The 26,266-nt window shown below is 26.8% G+C and carries 23 protein-coding genes, 2 tRNA genes, 2 rRNA genes and 1 other RNA gene; 17 read left to right on the top strand and 11 right to left on the bottom strand.

Going from position 1 to position 26,266, the window contains the following annotated elements:
- Nucleotide 1: 1 nt before the first annotated feature.
- The 8 genes from rplO to rplQ all read left to right on the top strand — a co-directional run bounded on the left by rplO (nucleotide 2) and on the right by rplQ (nucleotide 4,874).
- The gene (rplO, locus tag D9V78_RS01705; RefSeq protein WP_158350802.1) at nucleotides 2–454 is read left to right on the top strand and encodes a 50S ribosomal protein L15; all 453 of its coding nucleotides are present in this window, start codon (nucleotides 2–4) and stop codon (nucleotides 452–454) included.
- Nucleotides 447–1,781 carry a preprotein translocase subunit SecY gene (gene secY / locus D9V78_RS01700; RefSeq protein WP_158350800.1) on the top strand — a complete coding sequence of 445 codons (1,335 nt, stop codon included), beginning with the start codon at nucleotides 447–449 and terminating at the stop codon, nucleotides 1,779–1,781. Before rplO ends, secY begins: the two co-directional genes overlap by 8 nt.
- A 43-nt stretch (nucleotides 1,782–1,824) precedes the next feature.
- Nucleotides 1,825–1,941, top strand: a complete 117-nt coding sequence (rpmJ, locus tag D9V78_RS01695; RefSeq protein WP_158350798.1) for a 50S ribosomal protein L36 — start codon at nucleotides 1,825–1,827, stop codon at nucleotides 1,939–1,941.
- Between the two features lie 78 nt (nucleotides 1,942–2,019).
- On the top strand, nucleotides 2,020–2,376 hold the full coding sequence (gene rpsM / locus D9V78_RS01690; protein ID WP_158350796.1) for a 30S ribosomal protein S13: 357 nt from the start codon (nucleotides 2,020–2,022) through the stop codon (nucleotides 2,374–2,376).
- Nucleotides 2,377–2,392: 16 nt separating this feature from the next.
- The gene (gene rpsK, locus D9V78_RS01685) at nucleotides 2,393–2,782 is read left to right on the top strand and encodes a 30S ribosomal protein S11 (RefSeq protein WP_158350794.1); all 390 of its coding nucleotides are present in this window, start codon (nucleotides 2,393–2,395) and stop codon (nucleotides 2,780–2,782) included.
- Between the two features lie 22 nt (nucleotides 2,783–2,804).
- Complete coding sequence (gene rpsD, locus D9V78_RS01680; protein WP_158350791.1) at nucleotides 2,805–3,425, top strand: 30S ribosomal protein S4; 621 nt, start codon at nucleotides 2,805–2,807, stop codon at nucleotides 3,423–3,425.
- Nucleotides 3,426–3,465: 40 nt separating this feature from the next.
- A complete protein-coding gene (locus D9V78_RS01675) occupies nucleotides 3,466–4,455 on the top strand; it encodes a DNA-directed RNA polymerase subunit alpha (protein WP_158350789.1) in 990 nt (329 codons plus the stop codon).
- A gap of 47 nt (nucleotides 4,456–4,502) precedes the next feature.
- On the top strand, nucleotides 4,503–4,874 hold the full coding sequence (rplQ, locus tag D9V78_RS01670; protein ID WP_158350787.1) for a 50S ribosomal protein L17: 372 nt from the start codon (nucleotides 4,503–4,505) through the stop codon (nucleotides 4,872–4,874).
- A 58-nt stretch (nucleotides 4,875–4,932) separates the two neighbouring features.
- Here the strand turns inward: rplQ and fmt are convergent, their stop codons facing one another.
- Both fmt and def read right to left on the bottom strand, forming a co-directional pair.
- A complete protein-coding gene (fmt, locus tag D9V78_RS01665; RefSeq protein ID WP_158350785.1) occupies nucleotides 4,933–5,883 on the bottom strand; it encodes a methionyl-tRNA formyltransferase in 951 nt (316 codons plus the stop codon).
- A 33-nt stretch (nucleotides 5,884–5,916) separates the two neighbouring features.
- Entirely contained in the window at nucleotides 5,917–6,363 is a 447-nt protein-coding gene (gene def, locus D9V78_RS01660) for a peptide deformylase (RefSeq protein ID WP_158350783.1), read from the bottom strand.
- A 134-nt stretch (nucleotides 6,364–6,497) separates the two neighbouring features.
- On the opposite strand from def, the gene D9V78_RS01655 reads away from it, so the two are divergent.
- The 7 genes from D9V78_RS01655 to cysS all read left to right on the top strand — a co-directional run bounded on the left by D9V78_RS01655 (nucleotide 6,498) and on the right by cysS (nucleotide 13,428).
- Nucleotides 6,498–7,079 carry a Sua5/YciO/YrdC/YwlC family protein gene (locus D9V78_RS01655; RefSeq protein WP_158350781.1) on the top strand — a complete coding sequence of 194 codons (582 nt, stop codon included), beginning with the start codon at nucleotides 6,498–6,500 and terminating at the stop codon, nucleotides 7,077–7,079.
- On the top strand, nucleotides 7,063–7,908 hold the full coding sequence (aroE, locus tag D9V78_RS01650) for a shikimate dehydrogenase (RefSeq protein ID WP_158350779.1): 846 nt from the start codon (nucleotides 7,063–7,065) through the stop codon (nucleotides 7,906–7,908). Before D9V78_RS01655 ends, aroE begins: the two co-directional genes overlap by 17 nt.
- 117 nt (nucleotides 7,909–8,025) lie before the next feature.
- Nucleotides 8,026–8,097 (top strand) — tRNA-Glu (locus tag D9V78_RS01645).
- A gap of 156 nt (nucleotides 8,098–8,253) precedes the next feature.
- Nucleotides 8,254–11,162: ribosomal RNA gene (locus D9V78_RS01640) — 23S ribosomal RNA — on the top strand.
- A 74-nt stretch (nucleotides 11,163–11,236) separates the two neighbouring features.
- Nucleotides 11,237–11,352: ribosomal RNA gene (gene rrf, locus D9V78_RS01635) — 5S ribosomal RNA — on the top strand.
- 405 nt (nucleotides 11,353–11,757) lie between these two features.
- The gene (gene cspE / locus D9V78_RS01630; protein ID WP_158349571.1) at nucleotides 11,758–11,967 is read left to right on the top strand and encodes a transcription antiterminator/RNA stability regulator CspE; all 210 of its coding nucleotides are present in this window, start codon (nucleotides 11,758–11,760) and stop codon (nucleotides 11,965–11,967) included.
- A 198-nt stretch (nucleotides 11,968–12,165) separates the two neighbouring features.
- A complete protein-coding gene (gene cysS, locus D9V78_RS01625) occupies nucleotides 12,166–13,428 on the top strand; it encodes a cysteine--tRNA ligase (RefSeq protein WP_158350777.1) in 1,263 nt (420 codons plus the stop codon).
- 30 nt (nucleotides 13,429–13,458) lie between these two features.
- On the opposite strand, the gene folD is transcribed toward cysS, so the two are convergent.
- On the bottom strand, nucleotides 13,459–14,331 hold the full coding sequence (folD, locus tag D9V78_RS01620) for a bifunctional methylenetetrahydrofolate dehydrogenase/methenyltetrahydrofolate cyclohydrolase FolD (protein ID WP_158350775.1): 873 nt from the start codon (nucleotides 14,329–14,331) through the stop codon (nucleotides 13,459–13,461).
- A gap of 97 nt (nucleotides 14,332–14,428) precedes the next feature.
- Here folD and D9V78_RS01615 point away from each other — a divergent pair.
- A tRNA-Arg gene (locus tag D9V78_RS01615) sits at nucleotides 14,429–14,502 on the top strand.
- A gap of 40 nt (nucleotides 14,503–14,542) precedes the next feature.
- Here D9V78_RS01615 and D9V78_RS01610 read toward each other — a convergent pair.
- The 4 genes from D9V78_RS01610 to dnaX are packed head-to-tail and all read right to left on the bottom strand — an operon-like array spanning nucleotide 14,543 to nucleotide 18,637.
- Nucleotides 14,543–15,190, bottom strand: coding sequence for an adenylate kinase family protein (locus D9V78_RS01610; protein ID WP_158350773.1), 648 nt, complete (start codon nucleotides 15,188–15,190; stop codon nucleotides 14,543–14,545).
- 8 nt (nucleotides 15,191–15,198) lie between these two features.
- On the bottom strand, nucleotides 15,199–17,073 hold the full coding sequence (gene htpG / locus D9V78_RS01605) for a molecular chaperone HtpG (protein ID WP_158350771.1): 1,875 nt from the start codon (nucleotides 17,071–17,073) through the stop codon (nucleotides 15,199–15,201).
- Between the two features lie 43 nt (nucleotides 17,074–17,116).
- Entirely contained in the window at nucleotides 17,117–17,464 is a 348-nt protein-coding gene (locus D9V78_RS01600) for a YbaB/EbfC family nucleoid-associated protein (RefSeq protein ID WP_261978886.1), read from the bottom strand.
- Nucleotides 17,465–17,521: 57 nt separating this feature from the next.
- Nucleotides 17,522–18,637 (bottom strand): DNA polymerase III subunit gamma/tau, encoded by a 1,116-nt coding sequence (gene dnaX, locus D9V78_RS01595; RefSeq protein ID WP_158350769.1) that lies wholly within the window; start codon nucleotides 18,635–18,637, stop codon nucleotides 17,522–17,524.
- A gap of 152 nt (nucleotides 18,638–18,789) precedes the next feature.
- Here dnaX and ffs point away from each other — a divergent pair.
- Nucleotides 18,790–18,888, top strand: an RNA gene (gene ffs / locus D9V78_RS01590) — signal recognition particle sRNA small type.
- A 12-nt stretch (nucleotides 18,889–18,900) separates the two neighbouring features.
- Here the strand turns inward: ffs and D9V78_RS01585 are convergent.
- The 4 genes from D9V78_RS01585 to clpX all read right to left on the bottom strand — a co-directional run bounded on the left by D9V78_RS01585 (nucleotide 18,901) and on the right by clpX (nucleotide 26,195).
- Entirely contained in the window at nucleotides 18,901–20,634 is a 1,734-nt protein-coding gene (locus tag D9V78_RS01585; protein WP_158350767.1) for an ABC transporter transmembrane domain-containing protein, read from the bottom strand.
- A 22-nt stretch (nucleotides 20,635–20,656) separates the two neighbouring features.
- Entirely contained in the window at nucleotides 20,657–22,396 is a 1,740-nt protein-coding gene (locus D9V78_RS01580) for an ABC transporter transmembrane domain-containing protein (RefSeq protein ID WP_158350765.1), read from the bottom strand.
- Between the two features lie 215 nt (nucleotides 22,397–22,611).
- Nucleotides 22,612–24,948, bottom strand: coding sequence for an endopeptidase La (gene lon, locus D9V78_RS01575; protein ID WP_158350763.1), 2,337 nt, complete (start codon nucleotides 24,946–24,948; stop codon nucleotides 22,612–22,614).
- A 140-nt stretch (nucleotides 24,949–25,088) separates the two neighbouring features.
- A complete protein-coding gene (gene clpX / locus D9V78_RS01570) occupies nucleotides 25,089–26,195 on the bottom strand; it encodes an ATP-dependent Clp protease ATP-binding subunit ClpX (RefSeq protein WP_410051746.1) in 1,107 nt (368 codons plus the stop codon).
- Between the last annotated feature and the right edge of the window lie 71 nt (nucleotides 26,196–26,266).

Here is a 26,266-nt window from a genome sequence, read left to right as displayed (position 1 = left end):
ATTGTATTTAAATACTTTAAAATTTATGAAAGGTGCAAAAAAAAAACATAGACGTGTTGGCCGAGGTATTGGCAGCGGTCATGGGAAAACATGTGGAAGAGGTCATAAAGGACAAACATCAAGAACAGGTGCAAGTATTAGAAGAGGTTTTGAAGGAGGGCAAATGCCTTTATATAGACGTATTCCAAAATTTGGTTTTTTGTCTCGTAAAAAACGTTTTAAATCAGAAGTACGATTATCAGATTTAAATAAATTGAAAGAGAAAAATATTAATTTACAAACATTAAAAAAATTTAATATTATTAATAAAAATATTAAATATGTTAAAATCATTAATACAGGTGTTTTAACAAAAAAAATTATTGTACAAGGTATTCAAGTTAGTAAGGGAGCATACTTAGCTATTCGGAATGTAGGTGGTTTAGTGAAAGGTATATTATTAGAACATGATTAATTATATAAAAAAAAAATTAAACAATGTGAGTAATACTGTATTGGAATTAAAAAAGAGAATTATTTTTGTGATTTTTGCGATAATAATTTTTCGTATTGGTTTTTTTATACCTATTCCTGGTATTAATTGTACAGTATTATCTCATTTTTTAAAACAACAAAATGGTACAGTAGTTGATTTATTTAATATGTTTTCTGGTGGTGCATTAAGTCACGCCTCAGTTTTTTCATTAGGTATTATGCCATATATTTCTGCTTCAATTATCATGCAAATATTAACGTTAACGATAAATTTTTTTGCAAATATTAAAAAAGAAGGGGAAATAGGAGCAAAAAAAATTACAAGATATACAAGATATATTGCTTTATTAGTAGCAATAGTGCAATCTTTGGGTGTATCGTTAACTTTAACCCATATAATAACTTTGGAAAAAGCTATATTACACTTAGATTGGTTGTTTTATTTAACTACAATATTAAGTTTAACTACTGGAACAGTATTATTAATGTGGTTAAGTGAATTAATTACCGAGTGTGGTATTGGTAATGGTACTTCAATAATTATATTTATTGGAATAATTTCTAAATTACCTTCTATTATAATAGGTATTATATATCATATTTTTTCTCATAAATTTTCCATATTTCCTATTTTATTAATTTTTTGTGTTATTTTTTTAATGTTATTTTTTATTTCTTATATTGAGAGTAGTTATAGAAAAATTATTTTATATCATTCTAAACAACGTAATTTACATAAAATTTATGTGATGCAGCATACACATTTACCTTTAAAAATTAATACTTCTGGTGTCATACCAATAATTTTTACTTCGAGTACGATGATTATTTTATCTACTATATGTTCATGGTTAAAAATACATTGTTTTTATTATACTGTATCGATAATTGAATATTATATGAAACCAGGTCAATTATTATATATAATAATCTATACTATGCTAATTTTTTATTTTTGTTTTCTATATTCTAATTTAATATGTAATCCTAGAGATATTGCCGAAAATTTAAAAAAATCTGGTGTTTTTATTCCCGGAATCCGTCCTGGAATACAAACATCACAATATATTAGTAAAATTATGATACGATTGATTTTTATAAATTCATTGTATATTATTTGTATTGTATTAATACCAGAATTACTTAAAAAAACAATTAACATTCCTTTTGTTTTCTTTAATGGTACGTCATTATTAATTATTTCTGTTGTAATCATTGATTTAATATCACAATTTCAAACATTTATGATTTCTAATAAATATAATACTTTTTTAAAAAAAACAACTTTAGGTAAAAATATTTTATAAATATATTTTTTTATATTTATTTTTTTTAACATATGGTGATAATATGAAAGTAAGAGCTTCGGTAAAAAAATTATGTCGTCACTGTAAAATATTAAAACGAAAAAATGTTTTACGTGTAATATGTACCATTTATCCAAAACATAAACAACGTCAAGGATAATTTTTTAAAATTTATTTTTATAGTATTTTATTTATAATAAAGATGTTATTTTTATGAATATACATATTGAGGAATATCATGGTTCGTATTGCAGGAATTAATATTCCTAACAATAAGCATACATTGATTGCGTTGTGTTCAATATATGGTATAGGTAAATCACGTGCTCAAAATATTTGTGTAAATTGTGGTATACTTGAACATCAAAAAATTCAATCATTGAGTACAAAACAGTTAGATTTGTTACGAAGCACGATCTCTAAATTTATTATTGAAGGAGATTTACGTAGGGCAAAAACTTTACATATTAAACGACTTATGGATCTTGGATGTTATCGAGGTTTTCGTCATCGTAGAGGATTACCTGTCAGGGGTCAAAGAACAAAAACTAATGCTCGTACTAGAAAGGGTCCGCGTAAACCAATTAAAAAATAATTACAGAGTATTTACAATGATAAAATCTATCCATCGTACAAAAAAGAAAGTAAAAAAAAGATTTTTAGATGGTATTGCACATATTCATGCATCTTTTAATAATACAATCGTAACGATTACTGATCGTCAAGGTAACACTTTGGGTTGGGCAACATCTGGAGGTTCAGGTTTTAGAGGATCTCGTAAATCTACACCCTTTGCTGCGCAAGTTGCTGTTGAACGATGTGTTGAGTTAATTAAAGACTATGGTATTAAGAATCTAGAAGTGATGGTAAAAGGTCCTGGTCCTGGTCGAGAATCAACTATTCGTGCCTTAAATATTGCCGGTTTTAAAATTACAAATATTATTGACATTACACCGATTCCTCATAATGGTTGTCGTCCTCCTAAAAAAAGACGTGTATAATTTGATACTTTGAGAGATTAATATGGCAAAATATTTGAGACCAAAATTAAAATTAAGTCGTCGAGAAAATACTGATCTATTTTTAAAATCAGGTTGTCGTACTATTGATTCTAAATGTAAAATTAATCAATTGCCTGGACAACAGGGTTCAAGACGATCTAGATTGTCTGAATATGGATTACAATTGCGAGAAAAACAAAAAGTACGTCGTTTATATGGTATACTAGAACGTCAATTTCATAATTATTATAAACGTGCTACTAAAATGAAGGGTAATACTGGAGATAATTTATTAATACTATTAGAAAGCAGATTAGATAATGTGGTATATCGATTAGGTTTGGGAACTACTCGTGCTGAATCTAGGCAATTAATTAATCATAAAACAATTATGGTAAATAATAAAGTTGTTAATATTGCCTCTTATCAATTATATCCAAATGATATTATTAAAGTTTGTAAAAAATCTAAGGATCAAAAAAGAATTCAGTCTGCAATAGAATTCTCAGAAAAACGAGAAAAACCAATTTGGTTAAACTTTAATAAAGATACTTTGGAAGGTACATTTACACAAGTTCCTGATCGTTCTGAGTTAATATCAGATATTAATGAACACCTAATTATTGAGCTTTATTCAAAATAAATTTAAAAAAAAAAAAAATAAAATGATTGGGGAGAGTTAAATGCAAAGTTTGTCGACGGGTTTACTGCGACCAAATATAGTGGATATTGAGCAATTACATAAAACACATTTTAAAGTTGTTATTGAACCTTTAGAAAGAGGTTTTGGTCATACTATTGGCAATGCGTTACGTAGGATTTTACTCTCTTCAATACCAGGGTATGCTGTTTCTGAAGTGCAAATTAAAGGCATTTTACATGAATATAGTGCTAAATCAGGCGTTCAAGAAGATGTACTTAATATACTATTACATCTTAAAGAACTGGCTATTAAGCTTAATAATACAGATAAAGCAATTTTAACAATTCGTAAATCTGGAATTTGTGCTGTCAAAGCATCCGATATTGTTCACAATGGTAGCGCTATTATTATGAACCCTGAACATGTAATTTGTCATTTAACTGATCCGGCAGCATCTATTGAAATAATTATGAAAGTAGATAAAGGTATTGGGTATGTTCCTGCATTTGCCAGAATGTCTTCAAATGATGTAAATAAGAATATTGGGTTTATATCATTAGATACATCTTACAGTCCTATTGAGCGTATTGCATATTTCGTAGAACCTGCACGTTTAAAACAACGTACTGATTTGGATAAGTTGATTATAGAATTAGAAACAAATGGTACTGTTGATCCAGAAGAAGCAGTACGTAGAGCTGCAACTATTTTATCTGAACAAATATCAGCTTTTGTTGATTTAAATTTTTCAACAACAAAACCTGTTGTAGAAGTAAAAGAAAAAAAACCAGAATTTGATCCTATATTATTAAAATCAGTTGATGATTTAGAATTAACAGTTCGATCTGCAAATTGTTTAAAAACAGAAATGATTAATTATATTGGTGATTTAGTACAAAAATCTGAATCGGAATTATTAAAAGCACCAAATCTCGGTAAAAAATCTTTAACGGAAATTAAAGATGTGTTGTCAGCAAAAGGTTTGTCGCTTGGTATGCGTATTAAAAATTGGCCACCAAAAAATATATAACATTAGTGAGAGTTAATATATTTTGATAATAAAATTAAGGAGTAGTAATGAGGCATAGAAAAAGTGGTCGCTATTTAAATCGTACTTCCAGTCATTATAAATCCATGTTTATGAATATGACGTGTTCATTATTAAAACATGAAATTATAAAAACTACTTTGTCTAAAGCAAAGGAATTACGTACTATTATTGAACCATTAATTACTATTGCTAAAGTTGATTCTATTGCGCATAGAAGACTGGTTTTTTCAAGAATTCGAGATAAAAATGGTGTATTAAAGTTATTTACTGAAATTGGTCCATATTTTTTAAATCGTCCAGGAGGATATACTCAAATTTTTAAATGTGGCTTCAGGAATGGAGATAAAGCAGATGTTGCATATATAAAATTTGTTGATCGTATAGTACATAAAAAATAATTTTTTGAAAATTTTTAAAATGACGGCATTGTATTGCCGTTATATATTATTTTATAGTTTAAAGTATTTGATTCACTTGTAATATTTTATGGTGATTTTGTTGTATAAACTGAGATATTGTAATAATTTTTTTACTAGGAATTTGAATTTTTTGAATATTTAAAACATCATGTTTAGTTTGAACATATATACCTTGTGTATTAATTTCAATAATCTGACCAGTGATATGTTTGTTTAATGATGGTATAACCTCTGCTTGATGAATTTTTATTGTAGTGTTATTAACATTAATGTAAGTACCTGGCCATGGATTTAATGCTCTAATCATACGTTCTATGGTGATTGCATCAATTTTAAAATTGATCTTTCCCATTTTTTTTGATAGTTTTTTTGCATATGTAATTTGTTTGATATTTTGTTTTTTAGGAATGATATTTTTATATTGTATTTTTTGTAGTATATATAATATTGCTTGTTTTCCTAACTGACATAATTTTTTAAGTAAGCTATTTGTTGTATCCTTTGGTGCAATATTACATGGTTTTTGGTATAATATTTTTCCAGTATCTAATGTTTCTTCCATTTGAATTATACTGATTCCTGTGTTTTTATCACCATGTAATATTGCCCATTGTACAGGAGCAGCACCTCTCCAACGGGGTAATAAAGAAGCATGTAAATTAATGCACCCCATAGGAAATGCTCTTAATAAGAAATTTGGTAATATTAATCCGTATGCAATCACAACCATAATATCTGCTTTTAATGTTAATATATTATGACAGTTTTTTTGGTCTTGAATGTTATCAGGTTGAAAAACTGGAATATTGTTTTTTATAGCAATTTTTTTTACCGCAGATGTTATAATTATTTTATTTCTGTGGTTTGGACGATCTGGTTGTGTTAATATACCTAGTACTTTATGATGTGTAGATAGTATTTTTTTAAGATGTTCTGCTGAAAAATCAGATGTGCCTGCGAAAATAATTTTTAATGGTTTATTATTCATATTTTTAAATAAATTGTAATATATTAAATATTATTATTTTGTATAATCAATAAATAGTTTACCGTTTAAATGATCCATTTCATGTTGTATGCATATAGATAACAACGAGTGTGCTTTTATGACAATATTTTTCCCATGATAGTTTATCGCTTGAATTTTTATTTTTTTAAATCGTGTAACTTTTTGATTGGTCTCTGGAACAGATAAACAGCCTTCTTCGGTAAGAATTTTTCCTTTCGCGTAAATTTTTTTTGGATTAATTAATGTTATTGGTGGATATTTTTGATGCATTAAATCAATAACAATAATATTAAGATGAATATTAACTTGTGTAGCAGCTAACCCTATTCCATGGTTATGATACATTGTTTCAAACATATTATGTATAATATTTTTTATTTTTTGATTGATTATTTTTACTGGTTTAGCTATTAATCTTAATCTTTTGTCAGGATATTTTAATATTTTTAAGATTACCATATATGTATGTTATTTTGCAAGATATGTTTAATTTTATTATATTATGTTCTATAAGATTTTTGAATATAAAATTAATAATACATTGTTTTTTATTTGATATTTTTATATTTTAGGATGTAATAATAAATAATATTATGTTAAAAAAAAATTTTAGTGTATCATTTATTAATTGTATAAATAATTTACATCAAAATAATATTATTGCTTATCCTGCAGAAGCAGTTTTTGGATTAGGTTGTAATCCTGATAGTGATATAGCATTAATAAATTTAATAAATTTAAAACATAGAAATAAAAAAAAAGGTTTCATTTTAGTAGCTGCTTCTTATGTGCAATTGTTACCATATATTGATGAATTTAAATTATCTGTGAGACAAAAAAAAACAATATTATCTGTATGGCCTGGATTTATTACTTTTTTAGTACCTGCTCGACCAGAACTTTCAATATATATTACCGGTGGTTCTAATTTAGTTGCAGTACGAATTACCTCACATAGTTTATTGAGTGATTTATGTTGTTTTTTTGGAAAACCTATTGTTTCTACCAGTGCTAATATTTCTGGTATGCCAGCTGCACGCAAAAAAAGTGATGTATCAAAATATTTTGGATATAAATTTCCAATACTACATGGTAAAATTGGTAATTTTTTATATCCATCAAGAATTGTTAATATTATAACTGGAGAATATATTCGCGATGATATTAAAAAATAATTATTTATTATTTGGAAATCCTGTCAATCATTCTAAATCACCCATAATTTATCAATATTTTTCCAAACAAACGAATGTCAAGTGTAATTATGATGTGAAATGTATTACTAAGGATATTTTCGCACAAACTTTGTTAGACTTTTTTAGTAAAGATGGAAAGGGTGCAAATATTACCGTTCCTTTTAAAGAAGAAGCATATAAATTAGCAAATGTTGTTACTAAAAGAGCATTAATTACTAAATCTGTTAATGTATTGAAAAAAATAAACAATAAAATTATCTTAGGTGATAATACAGATGGTATCGGTTGTATTTATGATTTACAAAGATTACGTTTTATTAAAATGAATCAAAAAATTTTATTGATCGGAGCAGGGGGTGCAGCACGGGGTATTATACCAAATTTATTATCTTTAAATTGTTCAATTGATATTGTAAATAGAACTTTTAGCACAGCAAATGATTTAGCTTTATATTTTAAAAATTTTGGTAAAATTCAAGCGATTAATATCGATAAAATAAAAATCCTTAATTATCATATTGTGATTAATGCTACATCATCTGGTATGTCTCAAGAACGTAATTTTTTTCTTTCTAATATGATCTTTTATCCTGAACGTACAGTTTTTTATGATTTATATTATAACGATCAATTGACTGTTTTTTTAAAATGGTATCAAGATTATGGTGGTATGTATTATTCTGATGGTATTGGTATGTTAGTTAGTCAAGCAGCATACTCTTTTTATTTATGGAATGGTGTTTTTCCAGATGTCACATCTGTGATTTATAAATTAAATAAAAATAAAAAATATTTTTTAATTAATTAATTTTTTGGAATATGTAAAAATATGTTGACTATTTTTGCATGTTTTGTAAAAATAATATTTCATAATTACAAAAATATATTTTAGTATATTTAAAATACATATTTACTTTTTATTTTTGTCCCTTTCGTCTAGAGGTTAGGACGTCGCCCTTTCACGGCGGCAACAGGGGTTCAAATCCCCTAGGGGACATAAAAAAAATAAAAAAATATGTATGCAAAAAAAAGTTTTTATGTTATTATTTATTTAATATGTACTAAATTTTATTTTTTATCTTTTGATAGAAAATAAAATTTAAAAATGTTCTTTAAAAATATAAAATTAATAAAAAACAACTATAGATTGTCAAATCAAGCAAAAAAGCGTATATGGTGGATGCCTTGGCAATCAGAAGCGATGAAGGACGTGCTAATCTGCGAAAATTATCGGTAAGCTGATAAGAAGCGTTATTAACCGGTAGTGTCCGAATGGGGAAACCCGGCATTTTTATGCCATTGTTAGCTAAATACATAGGTTAACAAAGCGAACCAAGAGAACTGAAACATCTAAGTATCTTGAGGAAAAGAAATCAATTGAGATTCTCTTAGTAGTGGCGAGCGAAAAGGGAACAGCCTAGAGTTATAATCTTTTTAATTTTTATTAGAATATTTTGGAAAAAATAGCGATACATGGTGATAGCCCAGTATATTAAAAAAATTAAACTAGTGAACTCAAAAAGTAAAACGGGACACGAGAAATCTTGTTTGAATACGGGGGGACCATCCTCCAAGGCTAAATACTCCTGATTGACCGATAGTGAACTAGTACCGTAAGGGAAAGGTGAAAAGAACCCCGGTTAGGGGAGTGAAATAGATCCTGAAACCATATACGTACAAGCAGTAGGAGCCTAATTTATCAGGTGACTGCGTACCTTTTGTATAATGGGTCAGCGACTTGTATTTTGTAGCAAGGTTAACTGTTTTTAAGGGAGCCGAAGGGAAACCGAGTCTTAAATGGGCGTTAAGTTGCAAGATACAGACCCGAAACCCGGTGAGCTAGCCACGGGCAGGTTGAAGGTCGGGTAAAACCAACTGGAGGACCGAACCGACTGATGTTGAAAAATCAGCGGATGACCTATGGCTAGGGGTGAAAGACCAATCAAACCGGGAGATAGCTGGTTCTCCTCGAAAGCTATTTAGGTAGCGCCTCGTGAATTCATCTTTGGGGGTAGAGCACTGTTTCGGTTAGGGGGCCATACCGGCTTACCAATCCGATGCAAACTCCGAATACCAAAGAATGTTATCACGGGAGACACACAGCGGGTGCTAACGTTCGTTGTGGAAAGGGAAACAACCCAGACCACCAGCTAAGGTCCCAAAATTATAGTTAAGTGGGAAACGATGTGGGAAGTCATAGACAACCAGGATGTTGGCTTAGAAGCAGCCATCATTTAAAGAAAGCGTAATAGCTCACTGGTCAAGTCAGCCTGCGCGGAAGATTTAACGGGGCTAAAACTATATACCGAAGCTGTGGCAATAAAAAATATTTTTTTATTGGGTAGAGGAGCGTTCTGTAAGCCTGTAAAGAAGGATTGTAAAATCCTTTGGAGGTATCAGAAGTGCGAATGCTGACATGAGTAACGATAAAGCAGGTGAAAAACCTGCTCGCCGAAAAACCAAGGTTTCCTGTCCAACGTTAATCGGGGCAGGGTAAGCCGACCCCTAAGGTGAGGCCGATAGGCGTAATCGATGGGAAACAGGTTAATATTCCTGTGCTTAATTTTACTGCGAAGGGGGGACGAAGTAGGTTAGATTATCCAGGTAACGGATATCCCTGGTTTAAGCGTGTAGATATAATAACTAGGAAAATCCGGTTATTTTTAAGTTGAGGCGTGATGACGAATTACTACGGTAATGAAGTAATTTATACCACACTTCCAAGAAAATCCTCTAAGCTAAAGGTAAATATTAAATCGTACCCAAAACCGACACAGGTGGTTAAGTAGAGTATACTAAGGCGCTTGAGAGAACCCAGGTGAAGGAACTAGGCAAAATGGTGCCGTAACTTCGGGAGAAGGCACACTAATGTTAGGTAATGAGATTTACTCTTTGAGCCGAGATTAGTCGAAGATACCAGCTGGCTGCAACTGTTTATTAAAAACACAGCACTGTGCAAACACGAAAGTGGACGTATACGGTGTGACGCCTGCCCGGTGCCGGAAGGTTAATTGAGAGAGTTAGAGGAAACTCGAAGCTTTTGATCGAAGCCCCGGTAAACGGCGGCCGTAACTATAACGGTCCTAAGGTAGCGAAATTCCTTGTCGGGTAAGTTCCGACCTGCACGAATGGCGTAATGATGGCCAGACTGTCTCCACCTGGGACTCAGTGAAATTGAAATTGCTGTGAAGATGCAGTATACCCGCGGCAAGACGGAAAGACCCCGTGAACCTTTACTATAGCTTGATACTGGATATTGATTTTTAATGTGTAGGATAGGTGGGAGATAAAGAAGTTAAATCGCCAGGTTTAATGGAATCACCCTTGAAATACCACCCTTTAAAAGTTAGTATTCTAACCTAATACCGTAACCCGGTATAGAGACAGTGTCTGGTGGGTAGTTTGACTGGGGCGGTCTCCTCCCAAAGAGTAACGGAGGAGCACAAAGATTGGCTAATCACGGTCGGAAATCGTGAGGTTAGTGTAAAGGCATAAGCCAGTTTAACTGCGAGCGTGATAACGCGAGCAGATGCGAAAGCAGGTCTTAGTGATCCGGTAGTTCTGTATGGAAGGGCTATCGCTCAACAAATAAAAGGTACTCCGGGGATAACAGGCTAATACCGCCCAAGAGTTCATATCGACGGCGGTGTTTGGCACCTCGATGTCGGCTCATCACATCCTGGGGCTGAAGCAGGTCCCAAGGGTATGGCTGTTCGCCATTTAAAGTGGTACGCGAGCTGGGTTTAGAACGTCGTGAGACAGTTCGGTCCCTATCTGCCGTGGGCGAAGGAAGATTGAGGGGGGCTACTTCTAGTACGAGAGGACCGAAGTGGACGCATCACTGGTGTTCGGGTTGTCATACCAATGGCATTGCCCGGTAGCTACATGCGGAAAAGATAAGCGCTGAAAGCATCTAAGCACGAAACTTTCCCCAAGATAAGTCTTCCCTGAGATGAAAATCTACTGAAGGGACGTTGAAGACTACAACGTTGATAGGCTAGGTGTGTAAGCATAGTGATATGTTGAGCTAACTAGTACTAATGACCCAAGAGGCTTGATTTTTCAATACTATAGTTGTTTTTTATTAATTTTATATTTTTATAAAGTATTTTTAAGTTTAATGTTATATTTTATACCCTGGTAAAAATAGTGTAATGGTACCACCTGAATCCATACCGAACTCAGAAGTGAAATATTATAACGCCGATGGTAGTACGAGGCTTCCTCGTGCAAGAGTAGGAAATTGCCAGGGTATATAATTAGAATTAAAAATTTATCTTATTAATGTACTTAATGTAAAAAAAAGTTAATCTGCTTTTATATTTTTCTCTCTCTCCCTCCTTGTTTTTTCGATATATTGTATTTTATCTTATCACAAGTAACCTAAAAATATTCCTCTAGTAAAATATTTATAATAATACATTTTAAAACTGTTATATTTTCTAATTTCATAGATAATTAATTCATGAGATGTAAATCTTTTATAATATTCATAATTGTTTGAAATTATAATTGATTTTTATCATGGTAAACGAAGTGGTAATTTTTTAAAAAAATTTTTAGTGGTGAATTTATAAACCTTTATATAATTATATTGTGTTAATATTCATTTGAAATTATTATTACAGTGTTTTTTGTTGGTTATAAGGTAATTTTGATGTCGAAGATCAAAGGTAATGTGAAATGGTTTAATGAATCCAAAGGATTTGGTTTTATTACTCCAGAAGATGGCAGTAAAGATGTTTTTGTACATTTTTCCGCGATACAAAGTAATGGATTCAAAACTTTATCCGAAGGTCAAAGTGTTGAATTTGAAATTACTGAAGGAGCAAAAGGACCATCAGCAGCTAATGTTGTTAGTTTATAGTCCATTAATTTAGGATATATACATTTAATATGCTATATTCGCCACAGTACAAGTATTTTTATTTTTTTTTTTTTTTTTGATTTTATGATAGTTCTGTGGTGAATGATAGTACTTTATATTATGATATGATATAAACCTGTAGTTATATTTTTATATTTTATTCCAAATAATTTACAATATTTGATGTAAGAGTTATTAATGTTAAAAATTTTTAATACTTTAAAAAAAGAAAAAGAAAAATTTTTGCCAATTAATTCTAATATGGTAAATATTTATGTATGTGGTGTAACAGTATATGATCATTGTCATATTGGTCATGCTCGTACTTTTACGATTTTTGATACCATTATAAGATATTTAAAATATTGTGGATATACAGTTAGATATATTCGTAATATTACTGATATTGATGATAAAATTATAAAATCCGCACATAAAAATAATGAAAATGTTTTTTGTTTAACAAATCGAATTATTACTTCTATGCAGCATGATTTTTTAAAATTAGGTTTATTACAGCCTGATATTGAACCTAAAGTTACAGAACATATACAAGAAATTATTGTAATTATCAAAGAATTAATTAAAAAAGAATATGCTTATATTGCAAAAAATGGTGATGTTATTTTTTCTATCCAAAAATATAGAAATTATGGTATATTGTCTAGACAAAATTTATATGCATTAAAAAATAATAATCGTATCAATATTTCTCAGAAAGATTTTAAACATGATTTTGTTTTATGGAAAAAATTAAACGTTTTAGATACTCCGAATTGGAATTCTCCTTGGGGAGTTGGTCGTCCTGGTTGGCATATAGAATGTTCTGCTATTAATGATAAATATTTTGGCAAAGATGTTGATATTCATGGAGGCGGGATAGATTTACTTTTTCCACATCATGAAAACGAACGAGCACAATCTACATGTTTATATGAAATAAAAAATTATGGTAAATATTGGATGCATGTTGGTTCGTTATTAGTTGATAATAAAAAGATGTCTAAATCATTAAATAATACTATTTTTTTAAAAAAATTATTAAATATATATGATGCAGAAGTTATACGATATTTTTTTCTTTTAACTCATTATCGAAAACCAATTTTATATAATACTGAAAATCTATCCAAATCAATCATTTCATTAAGAAAGTTATATCTTGCATTAGAAAAATTTGATCTTTTACATATTGTACTGAAAAAAAAATTTTCTTTAAAATATCAGTTTTTTTGTACAAATTTTTGTAATGCAATGAACGATGATTTTAACACCCCTGCTGCAATAGCGGTTTTATTTAGTTTATTAAAAAAAATTAACATATCATTTAAGAAAAATGATGATGATACTGCCATGCAGTTATTATATCAGCTAAAATACTTATCTAATATAATTGGATTACTATATCAAGTACCAAGTATTTTTTTAAAAAATACAAAATGTCGTGAACATACTATATAAAATTTTATACTTATATGTTTTATTTTTAAGTTATTCTTTATATTGGTATTTTTCTTGATACGCTTCTAGTGTATTTTTTAATAATGTTGCTACAGTCATGGGTCCAACCCCTCCTGGTACCGGGGTAATATAAGATACTTTTTTTAATACTTTTGTAAAGTCTACATCTCCTACAATTTTTTTTGTATGTGGTATATTATTAATACCCACGTCAATTATAATACTACCCATTTTAATGTATTGATCAGTTAAAAACTTTGGCTTCCCTACTGCAACAATAACTAAATTGGATCGATTAATATATTCTGGTAAATTCAAGGTGAATCTATGTGCAATAGTTGTTGTACAACCAGATAATAATAATTCCATACTCATCGGTCGTCCAACAATATTCGACGCTCCTATTACTGTTGCATTCATACCGTACATATTAATATTATACTCTTTAAGCATAGTAATAATTCCTCTTGGAGTACAAGGTCTAAGTTTAGGTTTTTTTTGACATAAACATCCAATGTTATAAGGATGGAATCCATCGACATCTTTTCTAGGATCAATAGTTTCAATAATATGATTAGTATTAATTATTGCAGGTAATGGTAATTGTACTAATATGCCATCAATTTTTGTATTTTGATTTAAAATTTTAATTAAATTAATTATTTCAATTTCTGTAGTTGATTCTTTTAATTTCCACTCTTCTGTAAAGAAACCAACTTGTTGGCAAGCCATTCTTTTTTTTTGAATATATAATTTAGATGATGGGTTATTCCCCATCCATATTACTGCTAGTCCTGGTGGTCTTTTCCTGTATCTAATTTCATATTGTACTTTTTTTTTGATTGTTTGAATAATTTTATTAGCTAGTGATACACCATCAATAATCTTATGTTGTAAGTGCATATTATTACCTATTTTTTTTTAAAATGTGGATTTTAATTTTTTTATATAGTATAATATTACTTGTTCAATTGTGAATTTTATTTTCATATATTTGATAGCGCTCTTAGCTCAGCTGGATAGAGCAACGGCCTTCTAAGCCGTAGGTCATAGGTTCGAATCCTATAGAGCGTATTGTAAATATTATTTAAATGGATTTCAAGTATTATTGTAATTAGTTTCTATAAAGAAACTCTTCTATTTTAGAAAAAATTTCTTTTATCGGCAGTGCAGCATTGATTTGTATATATTTTATATTTTTATTTTCAATGTCATGCTGGAAAAATTTGTAAATGATATGATGTATTTTTTTATATTCAATTAATCTTTGATTAATTGCTTCTATATTATCATCTATTCTAGTAGTTAATTTTTCATTAGTAATATCATCTTGATTAGATATTTTTGGAGGATGATATTTGATATGATATGTTCTTCCTGAATTAACATGTATTCTTCTACCTAAAATACGTTCATAAATGATTTTCTTTGAAAGAACTAATTCAATAATATATTTTATAAAAATATTTTTTTTTTGTATATATTCTATTTGTTGTTTTGTTCTTGGAAATCCATCTAAAATAAATTTATTAATGTATTTTGTTTTGATTATTTTTATTACTAATTTAGTTATTATATTATCGTCTATTAATTTACCCTTTTGTATAGTATTTTTAATTAAAATACCTAATTGATTGTTTCGAGACATTTCTTTTCTTAATATTTCTCCGGTAGAAATGATTGGAATATTATATTTTTTCATTAACATTTTAGATTGTGTACCTTTCCCCGACCCCGGAGGTCCAAAAATTATTATTTTCATATCAGGATTTATTGTTCTATTAGTAATTTATTGATAGTTTTGATAAAATGATTTGGATTTTTTAATGAGCCTTGTTCAGAAAGCAATGCTTGATCAAATAACATTTGAATCCATAATTTACGTTTTTTAATTTCAGTAATTTGAATTATTTTTTTAATTAAAGGATGTTTAGGGTTAATTTGTAAAGTATATTTTATTGCAGGTATTTTTTTTCCTGTTGCAGCAAATAATTTTAACATGTGAGAGCTAACAGAATTTTTATCTGAGAGTAGTATTGCAGGACTTTCAGTCAATCTTTGACTAATTTGGGCAGAAATAATATTTTTTTTTAAAATTTCTTCAATATCATGTAATAAAGTTTTTATTTTTGTTGTAATTTTAATATTTTGATCTGTATAAAATAATTTCTCAGATTCTTGATCAATTTTGTTAATAGATTGAAATGTTTTATTTTTAAAAGTAGTTAAATAATTCATCATCCATTCATCAATACGTTCTGATAGTAATAAAACATCAATATTATTTTTTCGAAATATTTCTAAATGAGGACTCGTACTAGCTGCTTCATAGTTTTCAGCAATAAGAAAATATATTTTTTTTTGCTTTTCATGCATATTTTGAATATACGTTTCTAGTGATAAAGTTTGTTGTTCAGAATTTGTTTGGATAGATGAAAATCGTAATAAACTTGCAATAATTTCTTGATTTTGAATATCTTCTGCTATTCCTTCTTTGAAAATTAATCCAAATTCTTTCCAAAATATTTTGTATTTTTGATCATCATTTAATGATAATTGATGAATAAATTTTAATATTTTTTTTGTGATCGTGTTTTTTATTTTTTGTGTAATATTATTATTTTGTAAAATTTCTCTAGAAATATTAATTGGTAAGCTGTTAGTATCTAACACTCCTTTAATAAAACGTAAATAATTTGGCAGGAATTGATTTACATCATCCATAATGTAAATTTTTTTAATATATAATTTTAATCCACTTTTTTTATTTTCGGGGTCTAATATATTCCATGTTAATTTACTTGGTATATATAATAAATAAGTATATTCATATGTTCCTTCAATTGTGCTATGCATCCAACTGATTGGTTCATGAATATCATTTGTAAGATTTTTATAAAATTCTTGATATTCATTTTTTGTAATATCAGTTTTTTTTAATTTCCATAGCGCTTTTCCTTTATTTACTTGTATCCATGAAAAAGTTTTATTTTTTTGATTATATTCTTGAATTTCTATTGGCGCTGAAATATGGTCTGAATATTTTTTAATAATACTTTTTATCTTCCAATCTTCTAAAAATTCTATTTCTGTTTCTTTTAAATATATTTCAACATCTGTACCATGATTTTCTTTTTTTATTTTTTCAATAAAATATTCTCCTTGTCCTTGAGATTCCCATAAAACACCATAATTTGATTCTTGTTCATCGATATGTTTTGTTTTTACAATAACTGTTTGAGATACTATAAATGTTGAATAAAACCCAACACCAAAATTCCCTATTAATTGATTTATTTTGGAATGTTCTTTTGGTAGTTCGCTTAAAAATTTTTTTGTTCCTGAGTTAGCAATCATACCTAAGTTGTTAATAATTTCATCTTTTGTCATTCCTATACCATTATCAGAAATAACAATTTTTTTTTCTTTTTTATTGATAATGATTCTGATATATTCTTTATAATTTGTTTTATGAATTTTATTAGATAAAATATTAAATTTCATTTTATTGATAGCATCGGATGCATTAGAAATTAGTTCTCTAATAAAAATTTCTTTGTTAGAGTATAAAGAATGTATCATTAAATGTAATAATTGTTTTGTTTCAGATTGAAATTGATATTTTTCTTTTGTATTTTTTTTCATATTTATTTCCTAATATTTTTTATTTATTTTTTTTTATGACAATTTATATCATGAGATTAATATCATTAGGTAGTGGAATTCCTGGGTTAATATTGGATATTTTATTTTTTCGTTCTTCATTAATTTTTTTATTTGCATCATTAAATGCTGCTGTTATTAAATCTTCTAGTATATTTTTTTCGGATTTTTTTAATAAGCTATTGTCAATTTTTACTTTTATACAATGATATTTACCATTGAGCGTAATTTGTACTAGTCCTGCTCCAGATTCTCCTGTTATTTTCATAATATTAATTGATTTTTGTACGTTTTTCATTTTTTCTTGTATTTCTTTTGCTTGTTTCATAAAATTATTAATGTTGTTTGCATCAAACATATATTGTAACCTCATATAAATATTTATTAATGCGAATTAAAAATACATTTTTATTTATCATTTTACTATACTTTAATATTTTACAAAATCAATTTTATCATGTACTATATGTAATAGATGTAATAAAGTAAGTTCTATTCCAATACGCATATTAGGAAAAAGATGTATTTTTTTTTTTCCGTATAAAATTATTTTATAATATTTTTTTAATTCTTCATAATTGACGTTCTGAGATATTTTGAATATTGTATTATAATATTCAGATGATCTATCTATATTATAATATTCTGGTATTTTTTGTAATATAATAATATCATACAATATTTTTAATATTTTGGTAAAAATTTGTTCTAATGATATGTTTGTATTATAAATTTTTTGTAATAATTTAATTAATTTTAAAGAATCTTTTTGTAGAATAGAGATTATAATTTTTAATACTTGATTTTTATCTAACATTCCTAACATATTTAATGTTTTTTGTTTTGTAATATTTTGATTACTAAATAATATCATTTGTTCAGTTAAATTTAATACATCTCGTATACTGCCATTAGCATATGTAGCAAGAATTTTTAAAGCTGATGGTTCAAAAATAATTTTTTCTAATTTTAATATTTTATTTAAATATTTTTCAATTTCTATATTATTGATTAACTTAAAGTGTAAAAAAATACATCTTGATATAATAGTTTTTGGTATTTTTTGAATTTCAGTAGTAATTAAAATAAATTTTGCATATTTTGGTGGTTCTTCTAAAATTTTTAATAGTGCATTAAAGCTATATTTAGACAGCATATGTACTTCATCAATTAAATAAATTTTAAATTTTCCTTGTATAGGAATATATTTTATTGTATCTAATAATTCTTTAATATCTTCTATTTTAGTTTTAGAAGCAGCATCTATTTCAAATAAATCAGGAAAACATTTATTTTCTATATCTTTACAATTTGTACATGTATGACATGCTTGATAAATTTCCTTTTTGTTTGTACAGTTTAAAACTTGTGATAACAATCGAGCTATAGTTGTTTTTCCGGTACCATGTGTACCATAAAAAATCCATGATTGATGTATTTTATTTAATAGAAAACTATTTTTAATAGTTTGTATAATGTGGGGTTGACCAATAACTTCAGAAAAATTTTTTGGTCTCCATTTCCTTGCTAAAATTTTGTAATTCATCGCTTTTTTATTTTTAATATTTTAAGGTATTATATTATAAATTTTTAAATAATTTGTATTTTGAGGATTTATAATCAGGATAATATTGTATTTTTTTTTATTTTTATGTATGATTATAATGATATATAAAGTAATTTTTATAATGTATTAAATTTGTTAGCTCCAATACTGTCATAGTTTAAATAACTAGTCAGGTCCGGAAGGAAGCAGCTAAATTAAATAAAAGCAGGTATTGTGGAGCTAGCAACTCTTGTAATATTAAATCATTTAATATGACACATATTGTAATATATTCCTTTATTTTTTATTAATTTTTTATGATTTCCAGTTTCTACAATTTTACCATTTTTTAAAATAACTATATTATCTGATTGAATAATTGTTGATAATCGATGTGCAATAACAATAATAGTTGTTGTTTTATTAATTTGATTTAAAGTTTTTTGAATGATTTTCTCTGTTGTAGTATCTATATTTGCTGTTGCTTCATCCAATATTAGTATTTTTGGTTTTAAGATTAAAATTCGCGCTATAGACAATAATTGCTTTTGTCCAATCGATAAATTATCTCCTTTTTCGTTTAATTTAAAATTGATTTTTTTAGGCAAGGATTGTATAAAATAGTATAATTGTACTTTTTTTAAAACATCCCATACTTTTTTTGTAGAAATTTTTTTTCCTAAGGTAATATTTTCTTTAATAGTGCCTATAAATATGGTTGGTTCTTGTTGTACCATATATATTCCATTACGCAGTACTGGATAATTTAATGCAGATAATAAACGATTATCAATATAAATATTACCCGTAGTGGGAGTATAGTGACCCATAAGTAAATTTATTAATGTACTTTTTCCACTGCCAGTTTTTCCTATAATAGCAATAAAACTGTTGGATACAATATTTAAATTAATATTATGAAGTATTTTTGGCCCTTTTTTTTTATATTGAAAGCTAACATTTTTAATATTTATTGTACCTGTTTGAATAGGTTTTGTATCGTTTCCATATTTTTGTTTTTTTTTAGAATCGATAATTTTAAAAATTCTTTCGCCAGCAACTATAGCTTGCTGTAATATTGATTGTTGTGTAGCTATTGTAATCAACGGTTCGTTTAATCGGTTTAAATAACTAATAAAAGCATATATAGCACCTATAGTAATTGTATTAATTGGTGAAAATATGAATAATATCATTAAACCACATAATACCATTGCAAATAATAAACTAATCAACGGACGTAAAAGAGCACTATCAATTTTCAAAATTTGTATTTTAGTTTGATAGTGTAATTGGCTAATTTTTTGAATGTATGTTTGAAAACGATGTTCTTGTGAAAATTGTTGGATAGTAGCGATACCATTAATAATTTCATAAAATGTATGATTGATATTAGCAAGATATATTCTCATTTTTCTAATTATAGGTATACTATAGTATTGATAAAGTATTATAATGAATATTATACATGGGAACATTGTAGCAACAATTATTGCCATTTTCCATTGTACAATAAATATTGTAGATAGTATAATACATATCAATACAGTGTTTTTAAATATTGTAGTTAATACTGTATCATACAGTAATTTAATGACTTCTGTATCGTTCGTAACGATAGAAACAATTTTTCCAATTGGTTGATTTTTAAAAAATTTCAATTTTTGTTTTAATATTGTGGAGAATATTTCTATTCTTAGTTGTTGTATAACTTGAATTGCTATGTTATTAAATAATATTACTTGTAAGTAATTTAATATTGTTGATAGTATTTGTGTAGTTAAATACATAAAAAGAATTATTATGATGATTGTTTTATTAAATTTATGTTTTGTAAGGATATTATTAATAAAATAACTGACTAATATTGGTGCTAATACTTCTAAGTAAGAAGCAATACATAATATTAAAAATGCTATACTGATTGTTTTTTTATAATTTAGACTATATTTCAATAAACGTTTTAATGTTGGCCAACCTTGTAAAAAATCAGCCATATATTTCCCTTATTTGAATTAATTATATTTTGATAATTTTTTTTTGTTGTTGGTATAATTGACTATACCAATTATTGTATTTTATCAGTTGATTATGTTTACCGTGATCTGTAATTTTACCTTTTTGAATAATAAGTATATTATTTAATTTTTTCATAATATGTAACTCATGTGTAACAAGAATAATTGTGTGTTTGTTTTTCCCCCAGGATAATATATTTTTCAGGATTTGATGTTGAGTTAGTATATCCATTGCAGATAATACATTATCTAATATCAAAATTTCCGACTTCATTAATAAAGCTCTAGCAATTGCTATTCTTTGTTTTTGTCCTCCAGATAACATGATACCATTTCTTCCAAATTTGGTTTGATATCCATGAGGAAATTGTAAAATATCATGATGAATATTTGATAATTTCGCTACATTTTCTATATTCTTTTGTGTAGCATTGATATTTCCAAAAGCAATATTGTTACTGATGGTATCTGAGAATAAAAATATATTCTGATTAACATATGTTATTTTTTTTCTCCAATGGAATAAATTAATTTTTTTAATTGATATATTATTGTATAAAATATCTCCTTTTGAAATATCAAAATTTCTTTGAATTAAATTAAGTAATGTACTTTTTCCACTACCAGTTGGACCACAAAGTCCTATGACTTCATTAAATTTAATATTAATAAAAATATTATATAATACTGGAGTAATAGTATTTGGATATTTAAATTCTTTTATTTGAATTTTTAATTTCTTATTATTAGATAATAACAGGAAAGATTTACTATTTTGTATAGTAAGATCTTTTTTTATAATTTCTTGGATGCGGTTCCAAGCGGCATGACCTCTTTCCATAATATTAAACATCCATGCAAAAGCAAGCATTGGCCAAGTCATTAATCCTAAATACATGATAAAACTAGTAAGTGTTCCAATGGATAAGTAATTATTCCAAATGAAATAACTACCGCTACAAATGGCAAGCATATTCGAAAAAGTAATTGTATAATAAATGATTGGGTCAAATTTTGCATCTATTTTAGATACTTTAACATTTTTTATGGTATTATCTTTGTTAATTTGTTTAAATTTTTTCATTATATATTTTTCTAATCCAAAATTTTTAATCATGTAAATATTTTTTATACTTTCTTGTATATGATTATTTAAATTAGAGAATGTTTGTTGTGCTTGCTGAAATATATTGTATAATTTTTTTCCATGCTGAGTGAGAATAATTGTCATAATCGGCATTGGAATTAATGATATTATTGTTAATTTCCAACTAATATAAACGATCATCATAGTTAATACAGAACTACTAGTAATAATTGCATCAACTAATGTAAGTACTCCTTCTCCCGCCGCAAAAACTATTTTATCAATATCATTCGTGGATCGCGCCATTAAATCACCTGTACGATATTGAAGATAAAAGTTGGTATTTTTTGTACTCAAAGCATGATATATTTTTACTCTTAAAATAATTGCTAATTTGTAAGCTGCGCTGAACAGTAATATTCTCCAGATATATCTGAGAATATATATGACAAAAGATATTAAAAATATTAAAATAATCCAATAAAATAATTTGTTTTCATATTTCTTTTTTATTATTATAGAATCTATTAATACTCCTACTATTTTTGGTGGTATGAGTTGTAAAATTGCTATAAAAATTAACAATATTGTTGATCCTAAATATTTTTTCCATTCTTGTAAAAAATACCAACGCAGTTTATGAAATAATTTCACAGAAATCCTATTTATTAAATTTAGTTTGAGTTTTATTCATATGTTATTATGAAATATTATTTAATATTTTATTTAAAATTATGATTAATGATTTTATAAATAATGATTTATATTTTTATTTATTCAGGAGATTATAATTTATATTATATATTAAATGTTATTTAGGCTGGATGTAAGTTATATTTTCCAGCTAAATATTATGTCAAAAATATATTTTATATAGCATATGGTTTATTGCTTAATGATAACCGTAATACATCTTGGATTTTTTTAACCGGATGTATATTTAAATTTGATAATATGTTTTTTGGTATTTCCTCTAGGTTATATTTATTTTGGTAAGGGATAATAATATGTTTGATTTTTCCTCTATGTGCTGCAAGTATTTTTTCTTTTAATCCTCCAATAATTAATATATTTCCATTGAGTGTAATTTCTCCGGTCATTGCAATATCTGATCGCACAGGATTATTTGTTAGCATTGATACTATAGAAGTGCAAATTGCAATACCTGCGCTTGGTCCATCTTTCGGTGTTGCACCTTCTGGCATGTGTACGTGTATATCATATTTTTCGTGAAAATTTTTTGTAATATTTAATTTTTTTGCTTCCGAACGAACAAAAGTTAGTGCTGTTTGTATCGATTCTTGCATTACTTCACCTAATGATCCTGTATATATTAATTTTCCTTTTCCAGGTACACAAGCTGTTTCGATTGTTAATAAATCTCCTCCTACTTCTGTCCAAGCTAATCCATTAACTTGCCCAATTTGATTTTTTTTTTTTATTTTTCCGTAATGAAATTTTTTTATTCCTAAATATTTTTTTAAATTTTTTTGATTGACTGTGATACTTTTAACTGTATGATGTGTGATGATTTTTTTTACTACTTTTCTGCATATTTTAGCAATAGATTTATCAAGTCCACGAACTCCAGCTTCTCGTGTATAATAAAGAATAATATCTTTAATAGCATTATCTGAAATTTTTATTTCATTTTCTTGTAATGCATTTCTTTGAATTTGTTTAGGTTTTAAATATTTTTTTGCAATATGAAATTTTTCATCTTCAGTATAACTAGATAAGTAAATTATTTCCATTCTATCTAATAATGGCGCTGGAATATTTGTTGAGTTTGCAGTTGCAATAAACATAACATGTGATAGATCATAATCTAGTTCTAAATAATGGTCATTAAAATTTGTATTTTGTTCTGGATCTAATACTTCTAATAATGCTGCAATAGGGTCTACTCGTATATCATGTGATATTTTATCAATTTCATCTAATAAAAATAATGGATTTTTTACCCCTACCTTAGCCATATTTTGGATGATACGTCCAGGTAGTGCCCCAATGTAAGTTCTGCGATGTCCTCTAATTTCTGCTTCATCACGTATACCTCCAAGAGCCATTCTGATATATTTTCTTCCTGTAGATCGCGCGATAGATTTTCCTAGCGATGTTTTTCCTACTCCTGGAGGACCTACTAAACATAAAATTGGTCCTTTAATTTTTTTTGTTCTAGACTGTACTGCTAAATATTCTAATATTCTATCTTTTACTTTTTTTAAACCATAATGATCATTATCTAAAGTTATTTTAGCTTGAGTAATATTTTTTTTAATTTTACTTTTATTAGACCAAGGTACTTGAATAATCCAATCAATATAATTCCGTATGACTGATGCTTCGGCTGAAATTGTTGACATCGTTTTTAATCGTTTTAATTCTGTTAATGCTTTATTTTTTATATTTTTTGGTACTTTTAATTTTTGAATTTTATTTTTTAAAATATCATATTCGTTAGTAGTACCGTCTATTTCACCTAATTCTTTTTGAATAGCTTTGATTTGTTCATTTAAATAATATTCTTTTTGATTACGTTCAATATTATTTTGTATACGATGTCTTATTTTCTTTTCTAATTTAAATAAGTTGATTTCTGATATCATTGTTTGAATTAAATATTCTAATCTTGTATTAATGTTTAACATCTCTAAAATTTTTTGTTGATCGTATAATTTTAGTGTGATATGCGATGATATAATATCTGATAGTTTTGATGAGTTATGTATATCGTATAAAGATTTTAGTATTTCAATTGGAATATTTTTATTGAATTTTAAATATTTTTCAAATTTTTCTACTGCCATTTTCATACAAATTGTGATGTCTTTTTTGTTTGTTTCATAAGAATGAATGATTTCAGTTTCTGCTGTTAAGAATTTATTATCATTATATATTTTATTTATTTTACCACGCTCTAATCCTTTTACTAAAATTTTTATTGTTCCATCAGGCAATTTAAATATTTGTAAGATTGTTGCTATTGTACCTATTTTAAATAATTCATCAGAATTTGGATTTTCTATTTTTGATATTTTTTGGGTTACTAATATAATTTTTTTATCATTTTTCATAGAAAATTTAATACATTTAATAGATTTTTTACGTCCTACAAATAATGGTATAATTATATTTGGATATATTACTATATCTCTTAATGGTAATATAGGAAGAACGATATTCTTAGAACATTCAGAATTCATATAATTCTCTTAATTTGTTATAATTATTTTTAGTATTTTCATCAATAGATTACAATTCTTATATTTTTTAATTTTTAATAATTTTTGAAATTTATGATAAAATATTCTCATTATAGTTAAATAAATTTAAATTTTGTTTCTTATTTTTTATGATATATCATAATTGGTTTAATTTTTTTTTGTGCCACTGATTTATTAATTATGACTTTATGTACATTATCTATTGAAGGAATATTATACATTGTATCTAATAGAAGGTTTTCTAAAATTGTTCGTAGTCCTCTTGCTCCAGTTTTTTTTTTTAATGCCTGATTTGCAATTTCTATAATTGCACTTTGTTCAAAATGCAATATAACATTTTCTAAATGAAATAACTTTTGGTATTGTTTTAGTAATGCATTTTTTGGTATAAACAAAATATCAGTTAACATATTTTGATCAAGTGCATTCAAAGTTGTGATAATTGGTAGACGACCGATAAATTCCGGAATTAAACCAAATTTTATTAAATCTTTTGATTCGATATATTGTAAAATATTTTTTTTGTGTTGATATGCATGTGTAACATTAATATTTTTATTAAAACCAATATTTTTTTTTTTTTTGTACCTATTATGAATAATATTTTCTAATCCATCAAATGTTCCACTGCAAATAAATAATATTTTTGACGTATCAATTTGTATACAATTTTGATTGGGATGTTTTCTTCCACCTTGTGGTGGTACAGAAGCAATTGTACCTTCAATAATTTTTAGTAACGCCTGCTGTACTCCTTCACCTGAAACATCTCGTGTGATTGAAATATTATTTGATTTTTTAGCAATTTTATCAATTTCATCAATGTATATAATTCCTGTTTCGGCTTTAATTATTTCATATTGACATTTTTGTAATAATTTTTGTAAAATATTTTCAACATCATCACCTACATATCCTGCTTCGGTTAATGTAGTTGCATCAGCAATCACAAATGGAATATTGAGAATTTTTGCTAATGTTTCAGCTAATAATGTTTTTCCGCATCCAGTAGGACCAATCATTAATATGTTGCTTTTTTTAATTTCAATTTTTTCTGTATTTGTTGGATAATTTTCATATAAAATACGCTTGTAATGATTATAAACTGCTACTGATAATATTTTTTTTGCAAAATTTTGTCCTACTATATATTGATCTAATTCTTTTTTTATTTTTTTTGGTGTTAATTTGAATTGTATATTTTCATGATTTTTCATATTAGATATATTTCTCCTATATTGCGATGATTATAATATCAAATAGTACAGCATCTAAAATTGTGGGTATTATGCAAATT

It is taken from the genome of Buchnera aphidicola (Sarucallis kahawaluokalani) (assembly GCF_005080725.1).
In the GTDB taxonomy this organism is placed as follows: Bacteria; Pseudomonadota; Gammaproteobacteria; order Enterobacterales; family Enterobacteriaceae; genus Buchnera_L; species Buchnera_L aphidicola_AF.
This window is presented reverse-complemented; position numbering and strand designations above follow the sequence as displayed.

Coding starts and splice junctions, on each gene's coding strand:
- rpsM (WP_158350796.1), top strand. CDS start 2,020: ATGGTTCGTATTGCAGGAATTAATATTCCTAACAATAAGCATACATTG.
- cspE (WP_158349571.1), top strand. CDS start 11,758: ATGTCGAAGATCAAAGGTAATGTGAAATGGTTTAATGAATCCAAAGGA.
- D9V78_RS01585 (WP_158350767.1), bottom strand. CDS start 20,634: ATGGCTGATTTTTTACAAGGTTGGCCAACATTAAAACGTTTATTGAAA.
- def (WP_158350783.1), bottom strand. CDS start 6,363: ATGGTAATCTTAAAAATATTAAAATATCCTGACAAAAGATTAAGATTA.
- cysS (WP_158350777.1), top strand. CDS start 12,166: ATGTTAAAAATTTTTAATACTTTAAAAAAAGAAAAAGAAAAATTTTTG.
- rpsK (WP_158350794.1), top strand. CDS start 2,393: ATGATAAAATCTATCCATCGTACAAAAAAGAAAGTAAAAAAAAGATTT.
- secY (WP_158350800.1), top strand. CDS start 447: ATGATTAATTATATAAAAAAAAAATTAAACAATGTGAGTAATACTGTA.
- D9V78_RS01610 (WP_158350773.1), bottom strand. CDS start 15,190: ATGAAAATAATAATTTTTGGACCTCCGGGGTCGGGGAAAGGTACACAA.
- D9V78_RS01655 (WP_158350781.1), top strand. CDS start 6,498: ATGTTAAAAAAAAATTTTAGTGTATCATTTATTAATTGTATAAATAAT.
- lon (WP_158350763.1), bottom strand. CDS start 24,948: ATGAATTCTGAATGTTCTAAGAATATCGTTCTTCCTATATTACCATTA.
- D9V78_RS01600 (WP_261978886.1), bottom strand. CDS start 17,464: ATGAGGTTACAATATATGTTTGATGCAAACAACATTAATAATTTTATG.
- rplQ (WP_158350787.1), top strand. CDS start 4,503: ATGAGGCATAGAAAAAGTGGTCGCTATTTAAATCGTACTTCCAGTCAT.
- D9V78_RS01675 (WP_158350789.1), top strand. CDS start 3,466: ATGCAAAGTTTGTCGACGGGTTTACTGCGACCAAATATAGTGGATATT.
- rpmJ (WP_158350798.1), top strand. CDS start 1,825: ATGAAAGTAAGAGCTTCGGTAAAAAAATTATGTCGTCACTGTAAAATA.
- dnaX (WP_158350769.1), bottom strand. CDS start 18,637: ATGAATTACAAAATTTTAGCAAGGAAATGGAGACCAAAAAATTTTTCT.
- fmt (WP_158350785.1), bottom strand. CDS start 5,883: ATGAATAATAAACCATTAAAAATTATTTTCGCAGGCACATCTGATTTT.
- folD (WP_158350775.1), bottom strand. CDS start 14,331: ATGCACTTACAACATAAGATTATTGATGGTGTATCACTAGCTAATAAA.
- rpsD (WP_158350791.1), top strand. CDS start 2,805: ATGGCAAAATATTTGAGACCAAAATTAAAATTAAGTCGTCGAGAAAAT.
- htpG (WP_158350771.1), bottom strand. CDS start 17,073: ATGAAAAAAAATACAAAAGAAAAATATCAATTTCAATCTGAAACAAAA.
- aroE (WP_158350779.1), top strand. CDS start 7,063: ATGATATTAAAAAATAATTATTTATTATTTGGAAATCCTGTCAATCAT.